The 17,808-nt window shown below is 36.3% G+C and carries 11 protein-coding genes, 2 pseudogenes and 1 other annotated feature; of the genes and pseudogenes, 3 read left to right on the top strand and 10 right to left on the bottom strand.

The genetic code is table 11. The features are described from left to right. The first annotated feature begins 267 nt into the window (after positions 1-267). Positions 268-1,689 (top strand): aspartate ammonia-lyase, encoded by a 1,422-nt coding sequence (aspA, locus tag ACK3CR_RS25840; RefSeq protein ID WP_328122964.1) that lies wholly within the window; start codon positions 268-270, stop codon positions 1,687-1,689. A gap of 34 nt (positions 1,690-1,723) precedes the next feature. On the opposite strand, the gene ACK3CR_RS25835 is transcribed toward aspA, so the two are convergent. From ACK3CR_RS25835 to ACK3CR_RS25810, 6 genes and pseudogenes are all read right to left on the bottom strand, one after another. Continuing rightward, positions 1,724-2,971 carry a glutamate-5-semialdehyde dehydrogenase gene (locus ACK3CR_RS25835; RefSeq protein ID WP_243515723.1) on the bottom strand — a complete coding sequence of 416 codons (1,248 nt, stop codon included), beginning with the start codon at positions 2,969-2,971 and terminating at the stop codon, positions 1,724-1,726. A gap of 13 nt (positions 2,972-2,984) precedes the next feature. Beyond that, on the bottom strand, positions 2,985-4,100 hold the full coding sequence (gene proB, locus ACK3CR_RS25830; RefSeq protein WP_243515725.1) for a glutamate 5-kinase: 1,116 nt from the start codon (positions 4,098-4,100) through the stop codon (positions 2,985-2,987). Between the two features lie 42 nt (positions 4,101-4,142). Then, positions 4,143-4,358: a binding site (T-box leader), on the bottom strand. 57 nt (positions 4,359-4,415) lie between these two features. After that, positions 4,416-5,141 (bottom strand): acetolactate decarboxylase, encoded by a 726-nt coding sequence (gene budA / locus ACK3CR_RS25825; RefSeq protein WP_488976320.1) that lies wholly within the window; start codon positions 5,139-5,141, stop codon positions 4,416-4,418. Positions 5,142-5,192: 51 nt separating this feature from the next. Then, complete coding sequence (locus ACK3CR_RS25820; protein WP_488976319.1) at positions 5,193-5,972, bottom strand: sporulation protein; 780 nt, start codon at positions 5,970-5,972, stop codon at positions 5,193-5,195. A 111-nt stretch (positions 5,973-6,083) separates the two neighbouring features. After that, positions 6,084-6,281 (bottom strand): annotated as a pseudogene (locus ACK3CR_RS25815) (phytoene desaturase family protein); the annotation flags it as partial. A 190-nt stretch (positions 6,282-6,471) separates the two neighbouring features. Continuing rightward, positions 6,472-7,593 (bottom strand): acyltransferase, encoded by a 1,122-nt coding sequence (locus ACK3CR_RS25810; RefSeq protein ID WP_488976318.1) that lies wholly within the window; start codon positions 7,591-7,593, stop codon positions 6,472-6,474. Positions 7,594-8,017: 424 nt separating this feature from the next. On the opposite strand from ACK3CR_RS25810, the gene ACK3CR_RS25805 reads away from it, so the two are divergent. Together ACK3CR_RS25805 and ACK3CR_RS25800 are read left to right on the top strand one after the other, a co-directional pair. Continuing rightward, positions 8,018-10,315: an immune inhibitor A domain-containing protein gene (locus ACK3CR_RS25805; protein WP_488976330.1), complete on the top strand. Its 2,298-nt coding sequence runs from the start codon at positions 8,018-8,020 to the stop codon at positions 10,313-10,315. Between the two features lie 478 nt (positions 10,316-10,793). Beyond that, positions 10,794-11,894 (top strand): 3D domain-containing protein, encoded by a 1,101-nt coding sequence (locus tag ACK3CR_RS25800; RefSeq protein WP_488976317.1) that lies wholly within the window; start codon positions 10,794-10,796, stop codon positions 11,892-11,894. Positions 11,895-11,944: 50 nt separating this feature from the next. Here the strand turns inward: ACK3CR_RS25800 and ACK3CR_RS25795 are convergent. The 4 genes and pseudogenes from ACK3CR_RS25795 to ACK3CR_RS25780 form a co-directional block, all read right to left on the bottom strand. Next, positions 11,945-12,675, bottom strand: a pseudogene (locus ACK3CR_RS25795) (vWA domain-containing protein). A gap of 103 nt (positions 12,676-12,778) precedes the next feature. After that, complete coding sequence (locus ACK3CR_RS25790; protein ID WP_243515746.1) at positions 12,779-14,194, bottom strand: MDR family MFS transporter; 1,416 nt, start codon at positions 14,192-14,194, stop codon at positions 12,779-12,781. A 369-nt stretch (positions 14,195-14,563) separates the two neighbouring features. After that, positions 14,564-15,709, bottom strand: coding sequence for a mannitol-1-phosphate 5-dehydrogenase (locus ACK3CR_RS25785; RefSeq protein ID WP_488976316.1), 1,146 nt, complete (start codon positions 15,707-15,709; stop codon positions 14,564-14,566). A gap of 5 nt (positions 15,710-15,714) precedes the next feature. Further along, complete coding sequence (locus ACK3CR_RS25780; RefSeq protein ID WP_488976315.1) at positions 15,715-17,805, bottom strand: BglG family transcription antiterminator; 2,091 nt, start codon at positions 17,803-17,805, stop codon at positions 15,715-15,717. Positions 17,806-17,808 lie beyond the last annotated feature (3 nt).

The raw sequence follows: 17,808 nt of genomic DNA, 5'->3' as shown, positions 1-17,808 counted from the left end.
TATAATTGTCAACTAAGTGAAATATGCTCTATGTTAAATAATTCTTTTTAGATTATCGAATATCAGAGAAAAAGAGGAAAATATTTTACCCTATTTTTCTCTTTTAGTGGTACCATCAAAAAGAATAGCTGTGAATATTTTGTGCATCTTTTTTCTACTTTCTAACAAGACTAATTAAGTAGATAAAAAAGACAGTAAAAATGTAAGCACTATTGAAATGAAAGAATCATACACCTAAACAACAAAGATTGTAATGGAGGTTCGAAAATGAGAGAAGAGAATGTTCGAGTAGAGAAAGATTTCTTAGGAGAAAAGCCTGTTCCAGACGAAGCCTATTACGGCATTCAAACACTGCGTGCAGTAGAAAATTTTCCGATTACAGGCTATCGAATTGATAAAGAACTTATAAGAGCTCTTGCTATTGTAAAAAAAGCTGCAGCTCTTGCTAATATGGATGTAAAACGCCTTTATGAAGGTCTCGGAGAAGCAATTGTTAAGGCTGCAGACGAAATCATTGATGGAGAGTATCACGATCAATTCATCGTTGACCCTATTCAGGGCGGAGCAGGAACATCGATTAATATGAATACAAATGAAGTCATCGCAAACAGAGCACTTGAGATTTTAGGCAAGAAACGTGGAGATTATTTCACACTCAGTCCAAACTCACATGTAAATATGTCTCAATCAACAAATGATGTATTTCCAACTGCTATTCATATTTCAACGTTAAATCATATAGAAGGTTTACTTATTACAATGGATAAAATGCTCCAAACCTTTCGCCAAAAAGCAAAAGAATTTGACTCGGTCATCAAAATGGGACGTACCCATTTACAAGATGCCGTGCCAATCCGACTTGGACAAGAGTTTGAAGCATATAGTCGTGTTTTAGAGCGCGATATTAAACGAATTAAACAATCTCGCCAGCATCTCTATGAAGTAAATATGGGAGCAACAGCTGTAGGAACTGGACTAAACGCAAATCCTAAATATATTAAACAAGTTGTTTCACATCTTGCAGAGATTAGTGGCTTCCCTCTTATAGGAGCCGAACATCTTGTTGATGCGACTCAAAATACAGATGCTTATACAGAAGTCTCTGCTGCTTTGAAGGTTTGCATGATGAATATGTCTAAAATCGCAAATGACCTTCGCTTGATGGCTTCTGGACCTCGAGCAGGTTTGAATGAAATCAACCTTCCTGCTCGTCAACCTGGCTCATCTATCATGCCAGGAAAAGTAAATCCTGTTATGGCGGAATTAATTAACCAAGTTGCCTTCCAAGTTATCGGAAATGATAATACAATCTGCCTTGCTTCTGAAGCTGGACAACTTGAACTAAACGTGATGGAACCTGTTTTAATCTTCAACTTGCTTCAGTCTATCAATATTATGAACAATGCATTCCGTAGTTTTACAGATCACTGCTTAGCAGGAATCGAAGCGAACAAAGAACGATTAACAAAATATGTAGAAGAAAGCGTTGGATTAATTACAGCTGTTAACCCGCATCTTGGCTATGAGCCTGCTGCCCGCATTGCTCGCGAAGCCATTCTAACAGGAAAATCCATCCGGGAGCTTTGTCTAAAATATGACGTTCTTTCAGAAGAAGCGCTAGATCGTATTCTCGATCCATATGAGATGACACATCCTGGAATTGCAGCTGAAGAGCTTTTAGAAGACTAATAAAAAGGCTAGCAATATGCTAGCCTTTTGTTGTTTATTTTTTGATTTGTCCGTTTCCTCTAATCACGAACTTAGTGGATGTTAGAGCTTTTAATCCCATGGGCCCTCGCGCATGAAGCTTTTGTGTACTAATACCAATTTCTGCTCCAAACCCGAATTCAAATCCATCCGTGAAACGAGTTGAGGCATTATGATAAAGAGCTGCTGCATCCACAGAAGTAAAAAATTCCTTCACATGACTTTCATCATTCGTAATGATAGCCTCTGAATGCTTTGTTCCATATTTATTAATATGTGAAACAGCTTCCCCAACAGACAACACACGCTTCATTGCTACCGTTTTATTTAAATACTCTTGTTCCCAATCATCTTCAGTTGCTCTTTGTACCCGACTGTGAAGCTGACAAACAGCTTCATCGCCATGTACTTCCACTCCATGGTCCATTAACAGGGAAAGAAGATCTTTACCATGGAGGGCAAGCCATGCGTCATGAACAAGGACTGTCTCAATTGCGTTACAAACAGATGGACGCTGTGTTTTGGCATTAATAACAATTTCGAATGCCATTTTTACATCTGCAGATTCATCAATGAAGATATGACAATTACCTGCACCTGTCTCTAATACAGGAACAGAAGCCTCTCTCACAACGGTCTGAATAAGATTTTTACCCCCTCTTGGGATGAGAACATCTAAATACTCATTAAGTGTGAAAAGCTCTTTAGCTGTTTGGCGACTTGTATCTTCAATAAGTTGGACAGCCTCCTTTGGAAAACCAGCTTTTTTTAACCCGTCATGGATCACATTTACGATTGCTTTATTAGAATAATGGGCAGAAGAGCTTCCTCTTAAAATAACAGCATTACCTGTTTTCAAACAAAGAGTTGAGGCATCTACTGTCACGTTTGGTCTTGCTTCGTAAATCATTCCTACAACGCCGAGAGGAACACGCATTTCAGTAATTTTAAGTCCATCATTTCTCTCAATTGTTTGTAGTACTTCACCTGTTGGATCTTCTAACTTAACAAGTTGCTCAATTCCATGAGCCATTCCTTCCAGTCTTTCAGTTGTTAAAAGAAGACGGTCTAATAAGGAATCTTCTACACCTTTTGCTCGATTTTCTTCAATATCCTTGCTGTTCTCTTCTAATATATAGCTACTTTGAGCCAAAAGTTGTGCCGCAATACTTGTTAATGCACTATTTTTTTCGTCTGTTGTTTTATGAACAAGAACAGATGCTGCTTCTTTTGCTCTTTGACCTTTTTCAATTACTTCACTCATCTTTTTTCCCCCTCTATCTTAATAAAAGATTATGCTGTCCAACCCATTGATCGCGATGGATCACTTCATAAGAAGAACGTTCAACGCTATGTGCAATTTCATCACTTCGCTTACCTTTTAAACGATTTAACTCTTCTGATGAATAACACACCTCTCCTTTACCAATTATCCCATTTGTTCCTTCTACTTCAATGACGTCTCCTTCTTTAAAAACGCCTTCTATTTCAACAACTCCTGCAAGAAGAAGACTTCTTCCGTCTTTCACTAACGCTCTTTCTGCCCCCTCATCAATCATTACTTTTCCTTTCAAAGATGAATGAAAAGCAATCCACTGTTTACGGGTATTAAGTCCTGTTACTTTGGCTCCTACGTACGTGCCATCTCCATTTCCTTTCAAAACCTCGAGCAGCTTCCTAGGTCCTTGACCACTTCCAATAAAGGTTGGTACACCAAGAGATAACGCCATTTCTGCAGCAAGAAGTTTTGATTTCATTCCCCCTGTCCCAACCTTGGAACCTTCAGCGCTTGCTACTGACAAAAACTCTTCTGTGATCTGTTCAAGATAGTCAATCCGTTTGGCACCTGGATTTTTATTTGGATTATCATCATAGAGGCCGTTTATATCTGTAAGGATAATGAGACGATCAGCGTGAATTAAGCCACTTAAAAGAGCTGAAAGCATATCATTGTCACCAAATGTAAGCTCTTCAATTGAAACTGAATCGTTTTCATTTACAATAGGCAAAACAGAGCGCTCTAAAAGTTCGGAGAGCGTATCATATGCATTGCTATAACGTTCACGATGAGCAAAATCTTGGCGAGTTAACAAAATTTGAGCTGGTTTTATTCCATAAGTACTGAAAGCTTCAATATAAGCACTCATTAAAACACTTTGTCCAAGAGCTGCTGATGCTTGCTTTCCTTTGATTGTGACAGGTCTTGAAGGATACCCAAGCTCTGTAAATCCCGCCGCAACCGCCCCTGAAGAAATTAATACAACTTCATGTCCTTCAGCACGTAAAGCAGCGATAGCTTCCGCATGTTCACGCAACTTTGTATTATCGATTCCACCACTTGTATTTGTTAATGAACTACTTCCAATCTTTACAACAACACGCTGTTTCTTCATTTTTTCCCCTCCACGTATACAAAAAGCCCTCTCACATCCTAACAAAAGGACGGAGAGGGCTTTTTCCGCGGTACCACCTTATTTGAGCACAAGTTATTATGCTCCACTTTTTCCGTTAACGCCGGTACACACGCTTAGATTTTCCCTCTAAGACTCTGAGGTAGGTTCATTAGCTCCTCCATGACAAGGTTTTGCAGCCGATGAACCTCGCTCTCTTACATGGGAAATCTAATTACTATTCCTCTTCAACGTTCTAATTTTTCTTTATTATGCCGAGAAAAAAGAACGGTGTCAAGAAGATCTTTCTTATAATTTTCAACCTTCCGTTTTTTCAATTTCTTCTGCCATATTTCCATGCATTAAATCTGCTTCTAAAAACTCTTTTGTTTTTGGTAGTACAAACTGAAGATTAGCATGTTCTCCTATTTCAACCGTGCCACTGTCTATTTCAAAATCAAAGATGTGGCCTCCGCCTTGTTTATCTTCCCTAATAAAATGAAGGTGATAACCAGCAACAGCCAGCCCTTGAACATACCGTGGCGTGTAAAACCCAACAATTATTCCTTTGCAATCTTTAAATGTAGAAACATCCTGTTCTTCAACAACATCTGTCATTGAATAATATGGGGGCTCCTGCTTGGAAACTGTTCGCGTCTTCATACTACGAAATGAGCCTGTAATACGAATAGAATAAAACAAATTTTCGCTAGGTAATATACTAGAGATAAATTGTTCAATTTGCTCCTTTGTTCCATTCTCTTGGATTCGATATGTTAAAGAAGGATTAAAGAAAGTAACGGCGGCAAAAGGGGTTTTCTCATCTTCTTTTACTTCTTTAATCGTACCATCTCCTTGTAGATGATAAAATTCTCCGTTAACCGCTAACATTTCACCATCTAGTTTGTTGAATGTGCCGATTCCAAAATCGCCGTGCTTTTTCACTACACTAAAAGGAACTTCCCCTTCAAATACACCATCTAGTAAAGCACTGAAGGTTGATACTTGATAGATATTATCACCTTGTCGTTGACCTTCTGTCACGTTACTTTCATCCTTTCTCTTCTACGTTCTTACTTTCATTAATATCATTTTTTACCCTGCATGTTGGTTGATTAAACTTTGGAGCTTTGTTTCGATATGCTTTTGTCCTGACTCAAGCTCTACCTTATCAAAATGCACACGAAGGAGACGTTCCCCATCATTATACATTTCCTCAAGCCACCCAAACATTCCTCTTGCTTTTCGATCTATCTCAACAATTACTTCTAAGCCATGGTCTTCGAGTTGGAAAACAAGTTCAAGCTCATCAAGTTTCCCTCTATATTGCGAAGAAACCGGGCGAAATTCAAATTCTTGAACAAAAGGCAAACGTCGTCGAAAATACGGAGCATGTTCGCAATCTGCTTCATGAAGTCGAAAACCTATTTGTTCAACAGCTTGAAGCACATTGTTAACCCACTTATGTGGCACAACTTTGATAGAATCGTTATCTTTGCTATCAACACCTTTTTCAATATCAACATCTGTATGAAGCCAGACATTCACGTTTCGCACACTAACAGGTGTATCTAAAGGAAGCTGGAATGAGAAAGGAAAATCTTTTTGCTCTCCCGCTTTAATAATGAAAGAATTTGCTACGCGATGAGATAACACCTTCACTTCACGATAGTGTTTCTTGTCATCCTCTTCAATAAGATACTGTGTCATAACTTCAATATCAATGTCACTCACTGATTGCTCAACATTACCTCCCGTAACATGGACGACACCTGTAATTTCTTCCCCTTGAGAATATGATGATGAATGTAATAGAGTATCAACTTTAGCAGAACCAATTCCTATACTTGCCGCAACTTTCTTAAAAAATGACATACGAACCATCTCCTTATATAGACTACATTAATATGAAACCCATAATTTTCTCTATATCACCTTATACGCTTCATATGTCTTTTTGGTTGCACTTTTTAAAGAAGTTATGTTCTACTTAGCTGCTTTTTGAAGTTTGTTTTCTTTAATTAAATCAGCGGTAAGTTGTCCAGATAAAACAACCATTGGAACTCCTCCACCTGGGTGTGTAGAGCCTCCTACAAAATACAATCCTTCGTATAGAGAACTTTTTGAAGGGATTTTAAACCCAATATTCTTGCTTTTATCTGATGCAACTCCATAAATCGAACCTCCAATGAAGGAAGATTCCATCCCCATAGAAAAGAAGGCCGACATTATGTACAAAGGAACTTTTCCAATACACTATATGAACATGCTCCATTCAAACAGAAAGTAAAATAGCTACTAAAATCGTTGTGAGAATATACAAAAAAGGCTACAAACTACGTAGCCTTTTTTGACATCATTATATAATCTATATCTACCCCTTCAATGTAGAAGATTTATGTTCGTAAAGAAAGACTGCCTTTTTCGGAAGCTTTCCAAACATAAAGTTGGCAAAGGGTAGGAACTTATGAACAGCCCATATGATTGTATAGCAAAGGAAAACAACTGCAATATATGTTGCAAGCATACTAAAATGGAAAGTCACGTTTGCTTGCAACGGAATAAATTTTGCTACTCCTGTAAGAACAAGCGGATGAATCAAGTAAAATCCAAAGGAATAAACAGCAATATTTTTAACAATAGCCATATATTTTGGAGAAAACTTTTGAGCTAACATTTCAGCTACAAGGAATGCTGTATAACTTCCTACTACCATAAATGTTAAATTACACATGTTATAGATAGCAGCCGGTAAATGTAACGTCTGCATTGTGTATATATGATAGTGGAGTATAACCGTTATCGTACCAATAGCAAATGTAAAGATTAACAATAAGATATTTGACTTTTTAAATGCTTTTTCTCGCAGTTCTTGATAGTAAACCCCAATCCAGGCTCCTAGTAAAAACGTAGCTAAACTGCCTACAAATAAATTAAGGGTTGTGAAATGATAAGCTGAATTTAATAAAGAATAGCAGACTTGAATTGCAATACCAAAGAGCCACATATACTTCCTAAAAAACATCCATTTTTGCGCAATGTATACAAAAATGGGGAGTACAAGATAAACTTGTACAATTAGAAAAATAAAATGAAGCTGATAATACGACTCACCTCTTGCAATACGTACAAGTGCTTCTTGCAAATTAAAGGTGTCCATAGATCCCCAATGAGAGTAAATTTCATAAATAATAGCCCAAACAAGATAAGGAACTAAAATGTAGGACACTCTTTTAATGTAATAATTTTTCCACAACGATATCGTTAAAGGCCGGTTAATATAGTTGTAAAAGAAAACCATTCCTGTAATCACAATGAAAATACCCGCTTCAATTCTAATGATACGATTAATAAAATGGTACTTTTCATAAGCGCCTGTTCCAGCTAGTAATGTATAAGTATAGGCTCCTGTGACGTGCACAAGGATAACCATCAACATCGCAAATATCCTCAAAAAATAGATTGAATTAATATTTGGTTTTTTTTGCTTTTTCATTTACTAAATTTCCCTCCCTAATACATCTTCTGAAGAAAATAAGTGAATCGTTATGCAACTATAAAAATAACATATTTATAGGGATAAACCATTGGAAATTTAACACATGTTAAAAAAATAAAATTTAAATTTTCTGTTTTTTTATGTATATTCCTTCTCTCCATTTATCTTTTATACATATCCAAAACTTTCTTCTCTCAAAAGAATATCTCCTCTATTTATTTAGCAATTTTTAATGTTTATATATTTAAATTTTTATAAATACAACAAAATCTCTATCTAATAAATAATATATTGACAAATTTTATCAAAATATTAAACTATATTTATCTATATTTTCTGAAAACTTTTTTAAAAAGGAGATGGAGTATTGAAAAAGAGAATATTGACTACAGGTTTCTTTGGACTTTGTTTGGCTAGCTCAATGTTTCTAGCACCACTAGGAGGACAAGCTTCTGCCCAGACGCATGAGAACATAAACCCTTCCCCTCCTATTGATCCAGGACTTATTCCTGAAGAAAGGCTAGCAAAAGAACTTCAAGAGAAAGGCATCATAAGTAAATCCCTCACAAATTCTTCATTAGACCACGCTGTTGAAAATTATATTAACCAAAAAAGTGTAGAAAAAAATACGGAACACCCTCAGAAAGCTGCATTTAATCAAAAAGCTGAAAAACTAGTTAAAAAGCAGCAAAAAAAGCTAGCCAAACAACTCGAAAAAGCAAACAAACAACTTAATAAGGGGAAAAATGGAATAAACGTAAAAAAAGCAAAGCAAACAAAATATAATGGTGATGTCCGTACAGACAAAGTTCTTGTCCTTCTCGTTGAATATAATGACTTTAAACATAACAATGTTGAGCAAGAAGAAGGATATATGTATGATGATGACTTTAATAAAAAACATTATGATGACTTAATGTTTGGAGATAAGGAATTCAAGCTCTTTAATGGAGACAAAGTTAAAACATTTAAGCAGTATTACGAAGAACAATCTGGTGGAAGCTATACTGTTGATGGGACTGTATCAGATTGGTTGACTGTTCAAGGTAATGCTGCTGATTATGGGGCAGACGGAACAAGTGGACATGATAACGCAAGTGGTACAAAAGGTCCCCGTGGACTAGTAAAGGATGCTTTAGATGCTGCCGTTAAATCCGGAATTGAGTTATCAAATTTTGATAACTATGATTTGTACGACTATGATGGTGACGGAAATGCCAACGAACCAGACGGGCTTGTTGATCACTTGATGATTATCCACGCTGGAACTGGACAGGAAGCAGGCGGTGGCTCCCTTGGAGATGACGCAATCTGGTCACACCGCTGGACATTAGACGGAGTCCACCCTGTTGATGGAACAAAAGCAGATGTTGATTATTGGGGGGGCGAAATGGCTGCTTTCGATTATACCATTCAACCCGAAGATGGAGCAGTTGGCGTTTTTGCCCATGAATATGGACACGATTTAGGATTACCAGACGAATATGATACACAATATAGCGGAGAAGGAGAACCTGTTGCTTCATGGTCTATTATGAGCGGTGGTAGTTGGAATGGGAAGATTGCAGGTACAGAACCAACGAGTTTCTCTCCTCAAAACAAAGAGTTTTTCCAAACAACAATGGGAGGAAACTGGGCTAATATTGCAACAGTAGACTATGAAGATATTAATAAGTATGGAGTTGGCGCTGTTTTAGATCAAAGCGTGACAAAATCTAACAACCCAGGCATTGTAAAAGTCAATTTACCTCCTAAAAAAGTAAAAGGAATCTCTCCTGCTTTTGGCAAACAATATTACTATAGTACAAAAGGAGATAATTTAAATCATACGTTAAAAACAACACAATTTGATTTAACAAATGCAAAAACGGCAAGCTTCCAATACAAGGCCTTCTATGATATTGAATATGATTATGATTTTCTTCATGTTTATGCTGTAACAGATGATGGAACTAAAACAGAAATTGATACAATTGGAGACGAAGACACAGATGGAGATGGACGGGCAGAATCTACAAAAGGAAAATGGGTTGATAAAAATTACAACCTAACTCCTTTTATAGGAAAGAAAGTACATCTTGAATTTAATTATGTCACAGATGGTGGTTTATCATTAGATGGTTTCGCATTAGATGAAGCAAATGTACTTGTTGACGACAAAAATATATTTAAAGATGATAGTGAAGGTACTCCTAAATTAGAAATGGATGGGTTTATCCAATCAGATGGAACATTTTCAAAAGATCATTACTACTATCTAGAATGGCGAAACTATGCCGGAAGTGACAAAGCGCTAGAGCATTCAAGAAATGCGAAGTACAATACAGGGCTTGTCGTTTGGTATGGCGATGAAAGCTTCACAGATAACTGGGTAGGAGAACATCCTGGTGAAGGGTTCTTAGGGGTAGTTGACGCACATCCAAAAGCTATTGCAGGCAAAAAGGATGAGAAAATAACGTATAGCCAAAGCACACGTTATCAAGTCGCAGACGCAGCTTTTTCATTTGATCGTACGAAACCATTCTCTTTAAATGATTTAACACGTGGAAGCTATAACTTTTATTCCTTAAAAGGAAATAGAGCTTTTGATGATTCCAAAACATATATTGATCAAAATATTCCTGATGCAGGTAAAATTTTACCTCAACTTGGTCTAAAGTTCGAGGTCATGGGTGAAGCAAAAGATAATTCAGCAGGACTTGTATGGATTCATAAATAAAGAAAAAGGCAGCCTTTTTTAAGGTTGCCTTTTTTTTATTTGTTCTTCTCACTCTAGTTTATAGGAATCATTCTTATTTAAATTGTATAATTTTGTAACAAAAGTAGGTATTCGTTGCACCTATTTTAACATTATTACAATAAAGCCTTTATTTTCCTAGATTCTCTTATTCTCTATTTTTTTCTTTTTTTCCCCCTCAGCCCTTCTCCCAATTGGCCTCACTCTATTTTCCTATGAAAAAGTAGCTCTATTTAAACAAATTTCTTTTCTAAGACTCTCTATCTAGGGAAAAAGCAGTATAACCCTTGATGTAAGCGCTAAATAGTAATAAAGTTACCTTCCTTTTTTTCCAACACATACCCTTGTAGTTAAATTGTAACACTGAGCTAATTACTCTGTAATACTTTTGAAACATATCTATGTTAATATGACTCTCGTTAGCTTATAAATCCAGAGTTAACAAAGGAGAGATATGTTTATGAAGAAGAAGATGGTTTCACTTTTAACAGCAACGGCTCTATCTGTAACAATCGGATCACAAGTATCTGCTAAAGAAGTCGACGTACAAAAAGGGGACACGCTTTGGGGAATTTCTCAAAAACATAACGTTTCAGTAAAAGATATTAAAAATTGGAATCACCTTACATCAAATAAAATTTTGCCTGGAGACAAATTAACTGTCTCTGAGGAGAAAACATATACAATTCAAAAAGGTGATACTCTTTGGGGAATCGCCAAAAAATTTAACGTAACTGTTCAAGACTTAAAAAACGCAAATAACTTAACGTCAGATATAATTCATCCAGGAGTTCAATTAACAATTACGGCTAACGCTCCGGCAGCTACACAACAAGCTCCGGTTCAGCAGCAAGCTCCTACTCAACAAGAGGCTCAAGCTCAGCAACAAGCCCAAGCTCAGCAACAAGCTCAAGCTCAGCAACAAGCTCAAGCTCAGCAACAAGCTCAAGCTCAGCAACAAGCTCAAGCTCAACAAGAGGCTCAAGCTCAGCAACAAGCTCAAGCTCAACAAGAGGCTCAAGCTCAGCAACAAGCCCAAGCTCAGCAACAAGCCCAAGCTCAGCAACAAGCCCAAGCTCAACAAGAGGCTCAAGCTCAGCAACAAGCCCAAGCTCAACAAGAGGCTCAAGCTCAACAAGAGGCTCAAGCTCAGCAACAAGCCCAAGCTCAGCAACAAGCCCAAGCTCAACAAGAGGCTCAACAAGAGGCTCAGCAACAACAGCAACAACAGCAACAGCAACAGCAACAGCAACAACAACAAGCAACTGCATCTAAAACAATTACAGCTACAGCTACAGCTTATACAGCTGACTGTTCTGGATGTTCAGGTGTAACAGCAACAGGTATTGATCTAAACAGCAATCCTAATCAAAAAGTAATTGCTGTTGATCCAAGCGTTATTCCATTAGGTTCTAGAGTATGGGTTCAAGGCTATGGTGAAGCAATCGCTGGAGATACAGGTGGCGCTATTAAAGGTAACCGTATTGATCTCTTTATGGCTGATCAACATCAAGCTAAAAACTGGGGTTCAAGAACTGTTCAAGTTAAAGTTTTAAACTAATAGAATAATAGAAAAAGAGAATATGAATATCATATTCTCTTTTTCATGCTTTATTTCCTTTGCATTCCAAAAATTCTCTTGAAAAATCCTTCTTTTCGGTTATCTTCTTGCACGTTTTTTATTATACTCTTTTTTTTGGCTGCTTTTAGCCACAAAGGAAACTCATTTAATAATTGATCATAAAGTTCACGGTCTGAGGTGCTTTCAATATCTTCAATGTGTATGAAATCTGCATTATCTACAATGCGATCCTCTAGCTCATCTAGTTTTTTAAGAAGTCAAAGTTTCCATTACCAATACCAACAAATTGCCAAAAAATTGGCTTTACTGCGCTTTTTTCAATAAGAGATTTAATATTTTTCTTACACCCTCCATCATTAATAAAGACAAGGAAAGTTGGATAGTCACTTTTTTCCTCTTCTATGTATTTTTTAATAACATCCTCCATAACAGGTAATTCATTGTTTCGGCCAAATTTATGAATGAGGTCATCTTCTAAAATCACTCGATTTACGTAATCTTCAAAGTCTAGTTCAGTGACGGATTTGAGCCTTGAGAATTCATTATCATACACCCATACATCTAAAACCCCATCATCATCAAACTCGTGTGCTACAGCTAAGATACGTTCTACAACTTTCTGCACTGTTCCATTTTTATAAAGTGCTCTCATTGATCCTGTAATGTCTAAAACAAGACCTACACGAGCTTTGACGCCTCTTATATTCTTTTTCTCTAAAACTTGTTTTACATTTTCTTTCTGTAAATCAATTGTTATCATTTATACTCCCCTCTCCCTTTCCTTTTTTTTCATTATATCAAAACTCTATTTTTATTCATGTAAAAAAGCTGTTCTCCTAAGAGAACAGCTTTTAATAAATAATTTATTTACTTAAAGCACTTTTTCTTGAGCCTTTTACAAAGATAGACATTAATAATGCTACGAAAGCAAGAACTGCGGTAACCAGGAATGCCATGTTGACTCCATGAATTTGAGCCACCAACTGATCAGCTGTCTCCGCATTTTTAGTTGCACTACTCATAACTGTAATTAAGACCGCCGTTCCAATTGCTCCTGCAACTTGACGCATTGTGTTATTCATAGCTGTACCATGCGTGATAAGCTCCCTTGGCAGTTGATTTAAACCAGCCGTTGTTAAAGGCATCATAACCATTGCCATCCCAAGCATTCTGACTGCATACATAATTGTAATAAGTGTAATTGATGTATGATTATCTAATATTACAAAGGGGATTGTACCAATCGTTAGAAGCGCTGTTCCCACAAGAGACAACCCTCTCGCTCCTACTTTATCAAAGATTCGTCCTGTAATTGGTGACATAACCCCCATTAGAATGGCACCTGGAAGAAGGATAAGCCCTGATCTTAAAGCGCTATAGTGCAGCATTCCTTGGATGTAAAGCGGTAAAATTGTTGCACCACCAATCATTGCTGTGAAAACAATCATTGCAATAATTGTTGTAAGTGTGAAAATCGGATTCTTGAACACTCTAAATTCTAAAATTGGTTCTTTTAATTTAAACTGACGAACAATAAATAAAACAAGTGTTACAATTCCCACAATAAGTGGAGCTAAAACAGATAAACTTCCCCATCCATTTGATCCTGCATTACTAAAGCCAAACAACAAGCCTCCGAAACCAAGCGTAGATAAAATAATGGATAGAATATCAAGCGTTGGATTTTTGCGCTCTGTTACATTTTTAAGCGCAAAGTACGCGAAAATAATATCTATAACTGCAATTGGGAAAATGATATAGAATAAATAGCGCCATGAGTAGCTGTCAACAATCCATCCAGATAGTGTTGGTCCAATAGCTGGCGCAAAGGCAATAACAAGTCCAACCATTCCCATTGCACTTCCGCGTTTTTCAATTGGAAACATTAAAAGTAAAATGGTTTGCATAAGTGGCATCATAATACCAGCTCCTGCAGCTTGTAATATACGACCTACAAGCAATAAAGAAAATGTCGGTGAAATAGCCGCAACTCCTGTACCTATAGCAAATAGGCCCATTGCTGTTAAGAATAATCCTCTTGTTGAAAATTTCCCGATTAAAAATGCTGTAACAGGAATCATAATCCCGTTAACTAACATAAAAACTGTTGTTAGCCATTGCGCTTTTGTTGCATCAATTTTCAAATCAGCCATAATATGCGGCAATGCTGTTGCCAATAGCGTTTGATTCAAAATAGCGACAAAGGCGCCCGCAAGCAATACTGTCATAATCACTTTTACACTATACTCGTGATGTTTTTGTGTTGAAGTTTGCTCCATGAATGTCTCCCTTTCTTTTTAAATTGTTAACATATTAGTTTTGCAAAGCTCTTTACCATTTATAAACTTTTCTATTTACTAAAATTTCATAAAGTGAAATTATGTACGTAGGCGTACACTTATCCTCTTCCCGTTCCTTAACTTAATTATGCTAGGGAAGAACTTTCTATTTGTAATAGATAAATGTATGGTGCACTAATATATTCCGTCTTTTATCATAACATATATCGCTATGGATTTTATCATAATACGCTTAGACCTATGTATTTCATTTCTAAAATCTTTCTTATCATATGTGGTTAGAATCTTCCCTATGCAAGGAAGAAAACTTACATAAAAGAAGCCGGGGATTTAATTCCCCAGCTTCTTTTATTCACCCTTCAAATTTTCATAATGCTGTACAATTTCTTTTATAATAGGACCATCTTCATCAAGTTCACTAATCTGTTCTAGTACTGCTACAATCCCTTGTTCCTTAAGCAGATTTTGCAACTTCATTGCTTCTTCATCTTCTTTTGGAGCAAAGAGTAATGCAGCTGCAATAGCCTTAGCAAGATGGGTATAAGAAAGACCTGCTTTCTTCGCTTCAACTGCAGGACGCACTAATCGATCTTGAGGACCTAATTTACGAATTGGAGAACGCCCTACTCTTGTTACACTATCATTAAGATATGGATTTTCAAATCGGCCAATAATCTTCTCGATGTATGCACTATGATCTTCTTCATCTAATCCATAGGCTTTCACTAGATAAGCCCCTGTTTCTTGTAACGTTGCTTTTACTTCTTCATGTATAGCGCTATCTTGTAATGTCTCGTGAATCGTTTCTTTTCCTTTTAGATATCCTAGATAGGCAATGACAGCATGTCCTGTATTAACAGTAAACAGCTTTCTTTCAATGAAAGGAGCAAGCTCTGGGACAATTTTCATTCCTTCTACAGGAGGGATTTCTTCGCTTGTTTCTACAACCCACTCATAGTACGGTTCAACTAAAACATCTAAAGAACCTTGCTCTGTTTGGATAGGTACAATACGATCAACAGCTGAATTAAAGAAACTTACTTTTTGAATAACAGCTTCTTTTTCTTCATTTTCTAGTGCATTTAAAATATGCCCCTTTAGAATATCTGTTGCTGAAATTTGATTTTCACATGCAATAACATACACTTTTTCATCATTAGACTTTACTCGCTCAGCAAGAGCTTTTGCAATAAGTGGAGCAATTCGTGGCAAGATATTTGGCCCTATCGCTGTTGTAATATATGTTGCTTCTTTAATTTCTTCTATAACTTCCTGTTCTTGCTGAAGATTATTTAAACCTGAAACATTCTCTACTGTGATAACTTCCTGCGGTTGTGCCGCCGTTTTCACTTGATAACTTTTATTCCTATTAAGTTGTTCAATAATTTGCTCAGCAATATCAACAAACGTAACATGGTATCCTGATTGGGCAAATAAAGCACCTATAAACCCTCTTCCAATATTTCCTGCACCAAAGTGAACTGCCTTTTTCATCTTTATCATTCCTTTATTAAATTATTTTGGAGATATTCATAAAATGTTTCTTCTAACTTTTGACGAATAATGTTTTCATTCGAGGAAGAAAAAATCATCATTGCTTCTTTATCCTCAATAAGTGTTGTACTAATAAGACTTAAGATTTCTTGCTGACGCGTACTTAAATTCTCTGGAGCTAACATGAATAACATGTTCCATACCTTCATGTATTTACCATCCATCCCTTTAACAGTACATGCCTCTTCAAGATGAGCAATTTGAAAACTTAGAGTAGCAATAGAAGAATGTTTAGTATGGAAAAGAGCCATTCCTGTTTCAGGAATACCAAGCCCACCTTTTTTTTCTCTCTCTTCTAGCTTTTTTACAACTTCATTCTTCTGAGATAACAGACCTTTATCTTCTTGCTGTTGAACAACCTTTTTTATGATTTCCTTATGATTAGAGAGGGGTGATTTAAAATGGAGTACTTTAAAATGATTAAGAATAGCTTCCATACTCCTATAAACATCTTCTAACTCTTTTAATACGTTACGAAAAGGTTTTTTCAAACGAGATGAAAAGGTTGCTTCATCATAATGAATAGTGGCATAGCTTTTATTTTTGGTTAAGTCCCCGATATGATTTTGCAGAAATTGATGAATTGATGAAACATCATCATCATTTAGAAGAGGGGTCACTAAAATATAATCAAGATGTGTGAACGGAAGTCGTACAGTTGAAATAATTACATCATATTGAGATAAATCTCGATTCTGAATCTCCATTAAAGATGAGATTTCAACAGACTGAATTTCAATGACTTCTTTCTTCACTCGACTTGCAAGCATTTTAGATGTGCCTATCCCTGTTGGGCAAACAATTAAAGCTTTCAACGCTATTGCTTCTTCACGCAGAACAAGTGCTGATCCAAAATGGAGAACTAAGTACGCTACTTCGTCATCAGGGAATGATACTTCCTTAAAATGTTTCTCAAGGCTATTCCTTACAGCCATAAATAAAACAGGATATTTCCTGCGAATATCTTCTGTAAGAGGATTAAACAAAGCCATTTTTTGTTGAATTCTGAAGAGTGATGGTTCCATATGAGCAAGCAAACCTTGAAAAAGTGAAAAATCATCTTCAAGATTTACATGAAGCTGAGCCGAAACCTCTTCAATCATTTTTTTAATTAAGCTGCTAAGGATAATACTGTCATTATAAATATAATAGCCTTCTTGAAGTTTGGAGCCTTTAAAAATAATCGTTAAAAAGCAAAGATCCTTTTCAGTTAATGCTTCTTGATCATTATGAATGAAATCTGAGCAAATCTCCTCAATCAGTTTATATTCATGTGAAAACCGGATTGAATTGTCATATTCCTCTTCTAATAAAAAACCGTCACTTGTCCTTTGTATCGCAATACAAATATGAACGATTAATCCAATATAATCACTATCTGCAAGTTTTGAAATACTAAGCTGCATTGTTCTATTCACAGCTTCTTTTATTTTAATCAGATGTGGAACCTTAAGGTAGTGCAATACTTCTTTTTTATCATTTCCAAGGTTCTCAGTATGAAATAAATCTTGAATCAATTCTTCAGCAAAGTGTATAAGCAAATAAGCAGCTAACATTTTACGCTTACTTTCTTCACTTCCATGGAGACTAACTCCTACACCTCGTTTTCTTAACAATGTAACTTTAAAGTCTTTAAGCCAATCTGCTAATTCATCTAGATAGGAAGATAAAGTTGTCGTACTTACCCCTAGCTCTCGCGAAAGCACTTGAAGCTTAAAAGATTCTTCACCTCTTATTAAAGATAAAAGTAAAATTAACTTGCGCTGTTGTGGTGATTGATCAACAGGTTCAATGTGCATTAACGCTTGAACTAATTTAAAAACACGTTCATTCTTCCCAATAATCACTAGCCCATTATCGCTTGTTCGTTCAAGTGTTAAGTCAAAGCTTTTCAGAACTCTCTCAATAGCTCTCAAATCTCTATGAACGGTTCTTACACTAACATTTAGAAACGTTGCAATTGAAAATGGCGTATGTTTACCTGATGTTTTAATAATCAGCTCAATAATTTCCTTTTCTCTTGAGGTTATAAACAAAAT

Source organism: Priestia sp. TRM10 (genome assembly GCF_057808375.1).
Note: the sequence above shows the minus strand (reverse complement) of the source record. Positions and strands in the feature narration are given on the sequence as shown.

Excerpts from the sequence above, each read along its gene's own strand:
- aspA (WP_328122964.1), top strand. The coding sequence starts at position 268 with ATGAGAGAAGAGAATGTTCGAGTAGAGAAAGATTTCTTAGGAGAAAAG.
- ACK3CR_RS25800 (WP_488976317.1), top strand. The coding sequence starts at position 10,794 with ATGAAGAAGAAGATGGTTTCACTTTTAACAGCAACGGCTCTATCTGTA.
- proB (WP_243515725.1), bottom strand. The coding sequence starts at position 4,100 with ATGAAGAAACAGCGTGTTGTTGTAAAGATTGGAAGTAGTTCATTAACA.
- ACK3CR_RS25820 (WP_488976319.1), bottom strand. The coding sequence starts at position 5,972 with ATGTCATTTTTTAAGAAAGTTGCGGCAAGTATAGGAATTGGTTCTGCT.
- ACK3CR_RS25785 (WP_488976316.1), bottom strand. The coding sequence starts at position 15,709 with ATGAAAAAGGCAGTTCACTTTGGTGCAGGAAATATTGGAAGAGGGTTT.
- ACK3CR_RS25810 (WP_488976318.1), bottom strand. The coding sequence starts at position 7,593 with ATGAAAAAGCAAAAAAAACCAAATATTAATTCAATCTATTTTTTGAGG.
- ACK3CR_RS25805 (WP_488976330.1), top strand. The coding sequence starts at position 8,018 with ATGTTTCTAGCACCACTAGGAGGACAAGCTTCTGCCCAGACGCATGAG.
- ACK3CR_RS25835 (WP_243515723.1), bottom strand. The coding sequence starts at position 2,971 with ATGAGTGAAGTAATTGAAAAAGGTCAAAGAGCAAAAGAAGCAGCATCT.
- ACK3CR_RS25790 (WP_243515746.1), bottom strand. The coding sequence starts at position 14,194 with ATGGAGCAAACTTCAACACAAAAACATCACGAGTATAGTGTAAAAGTG.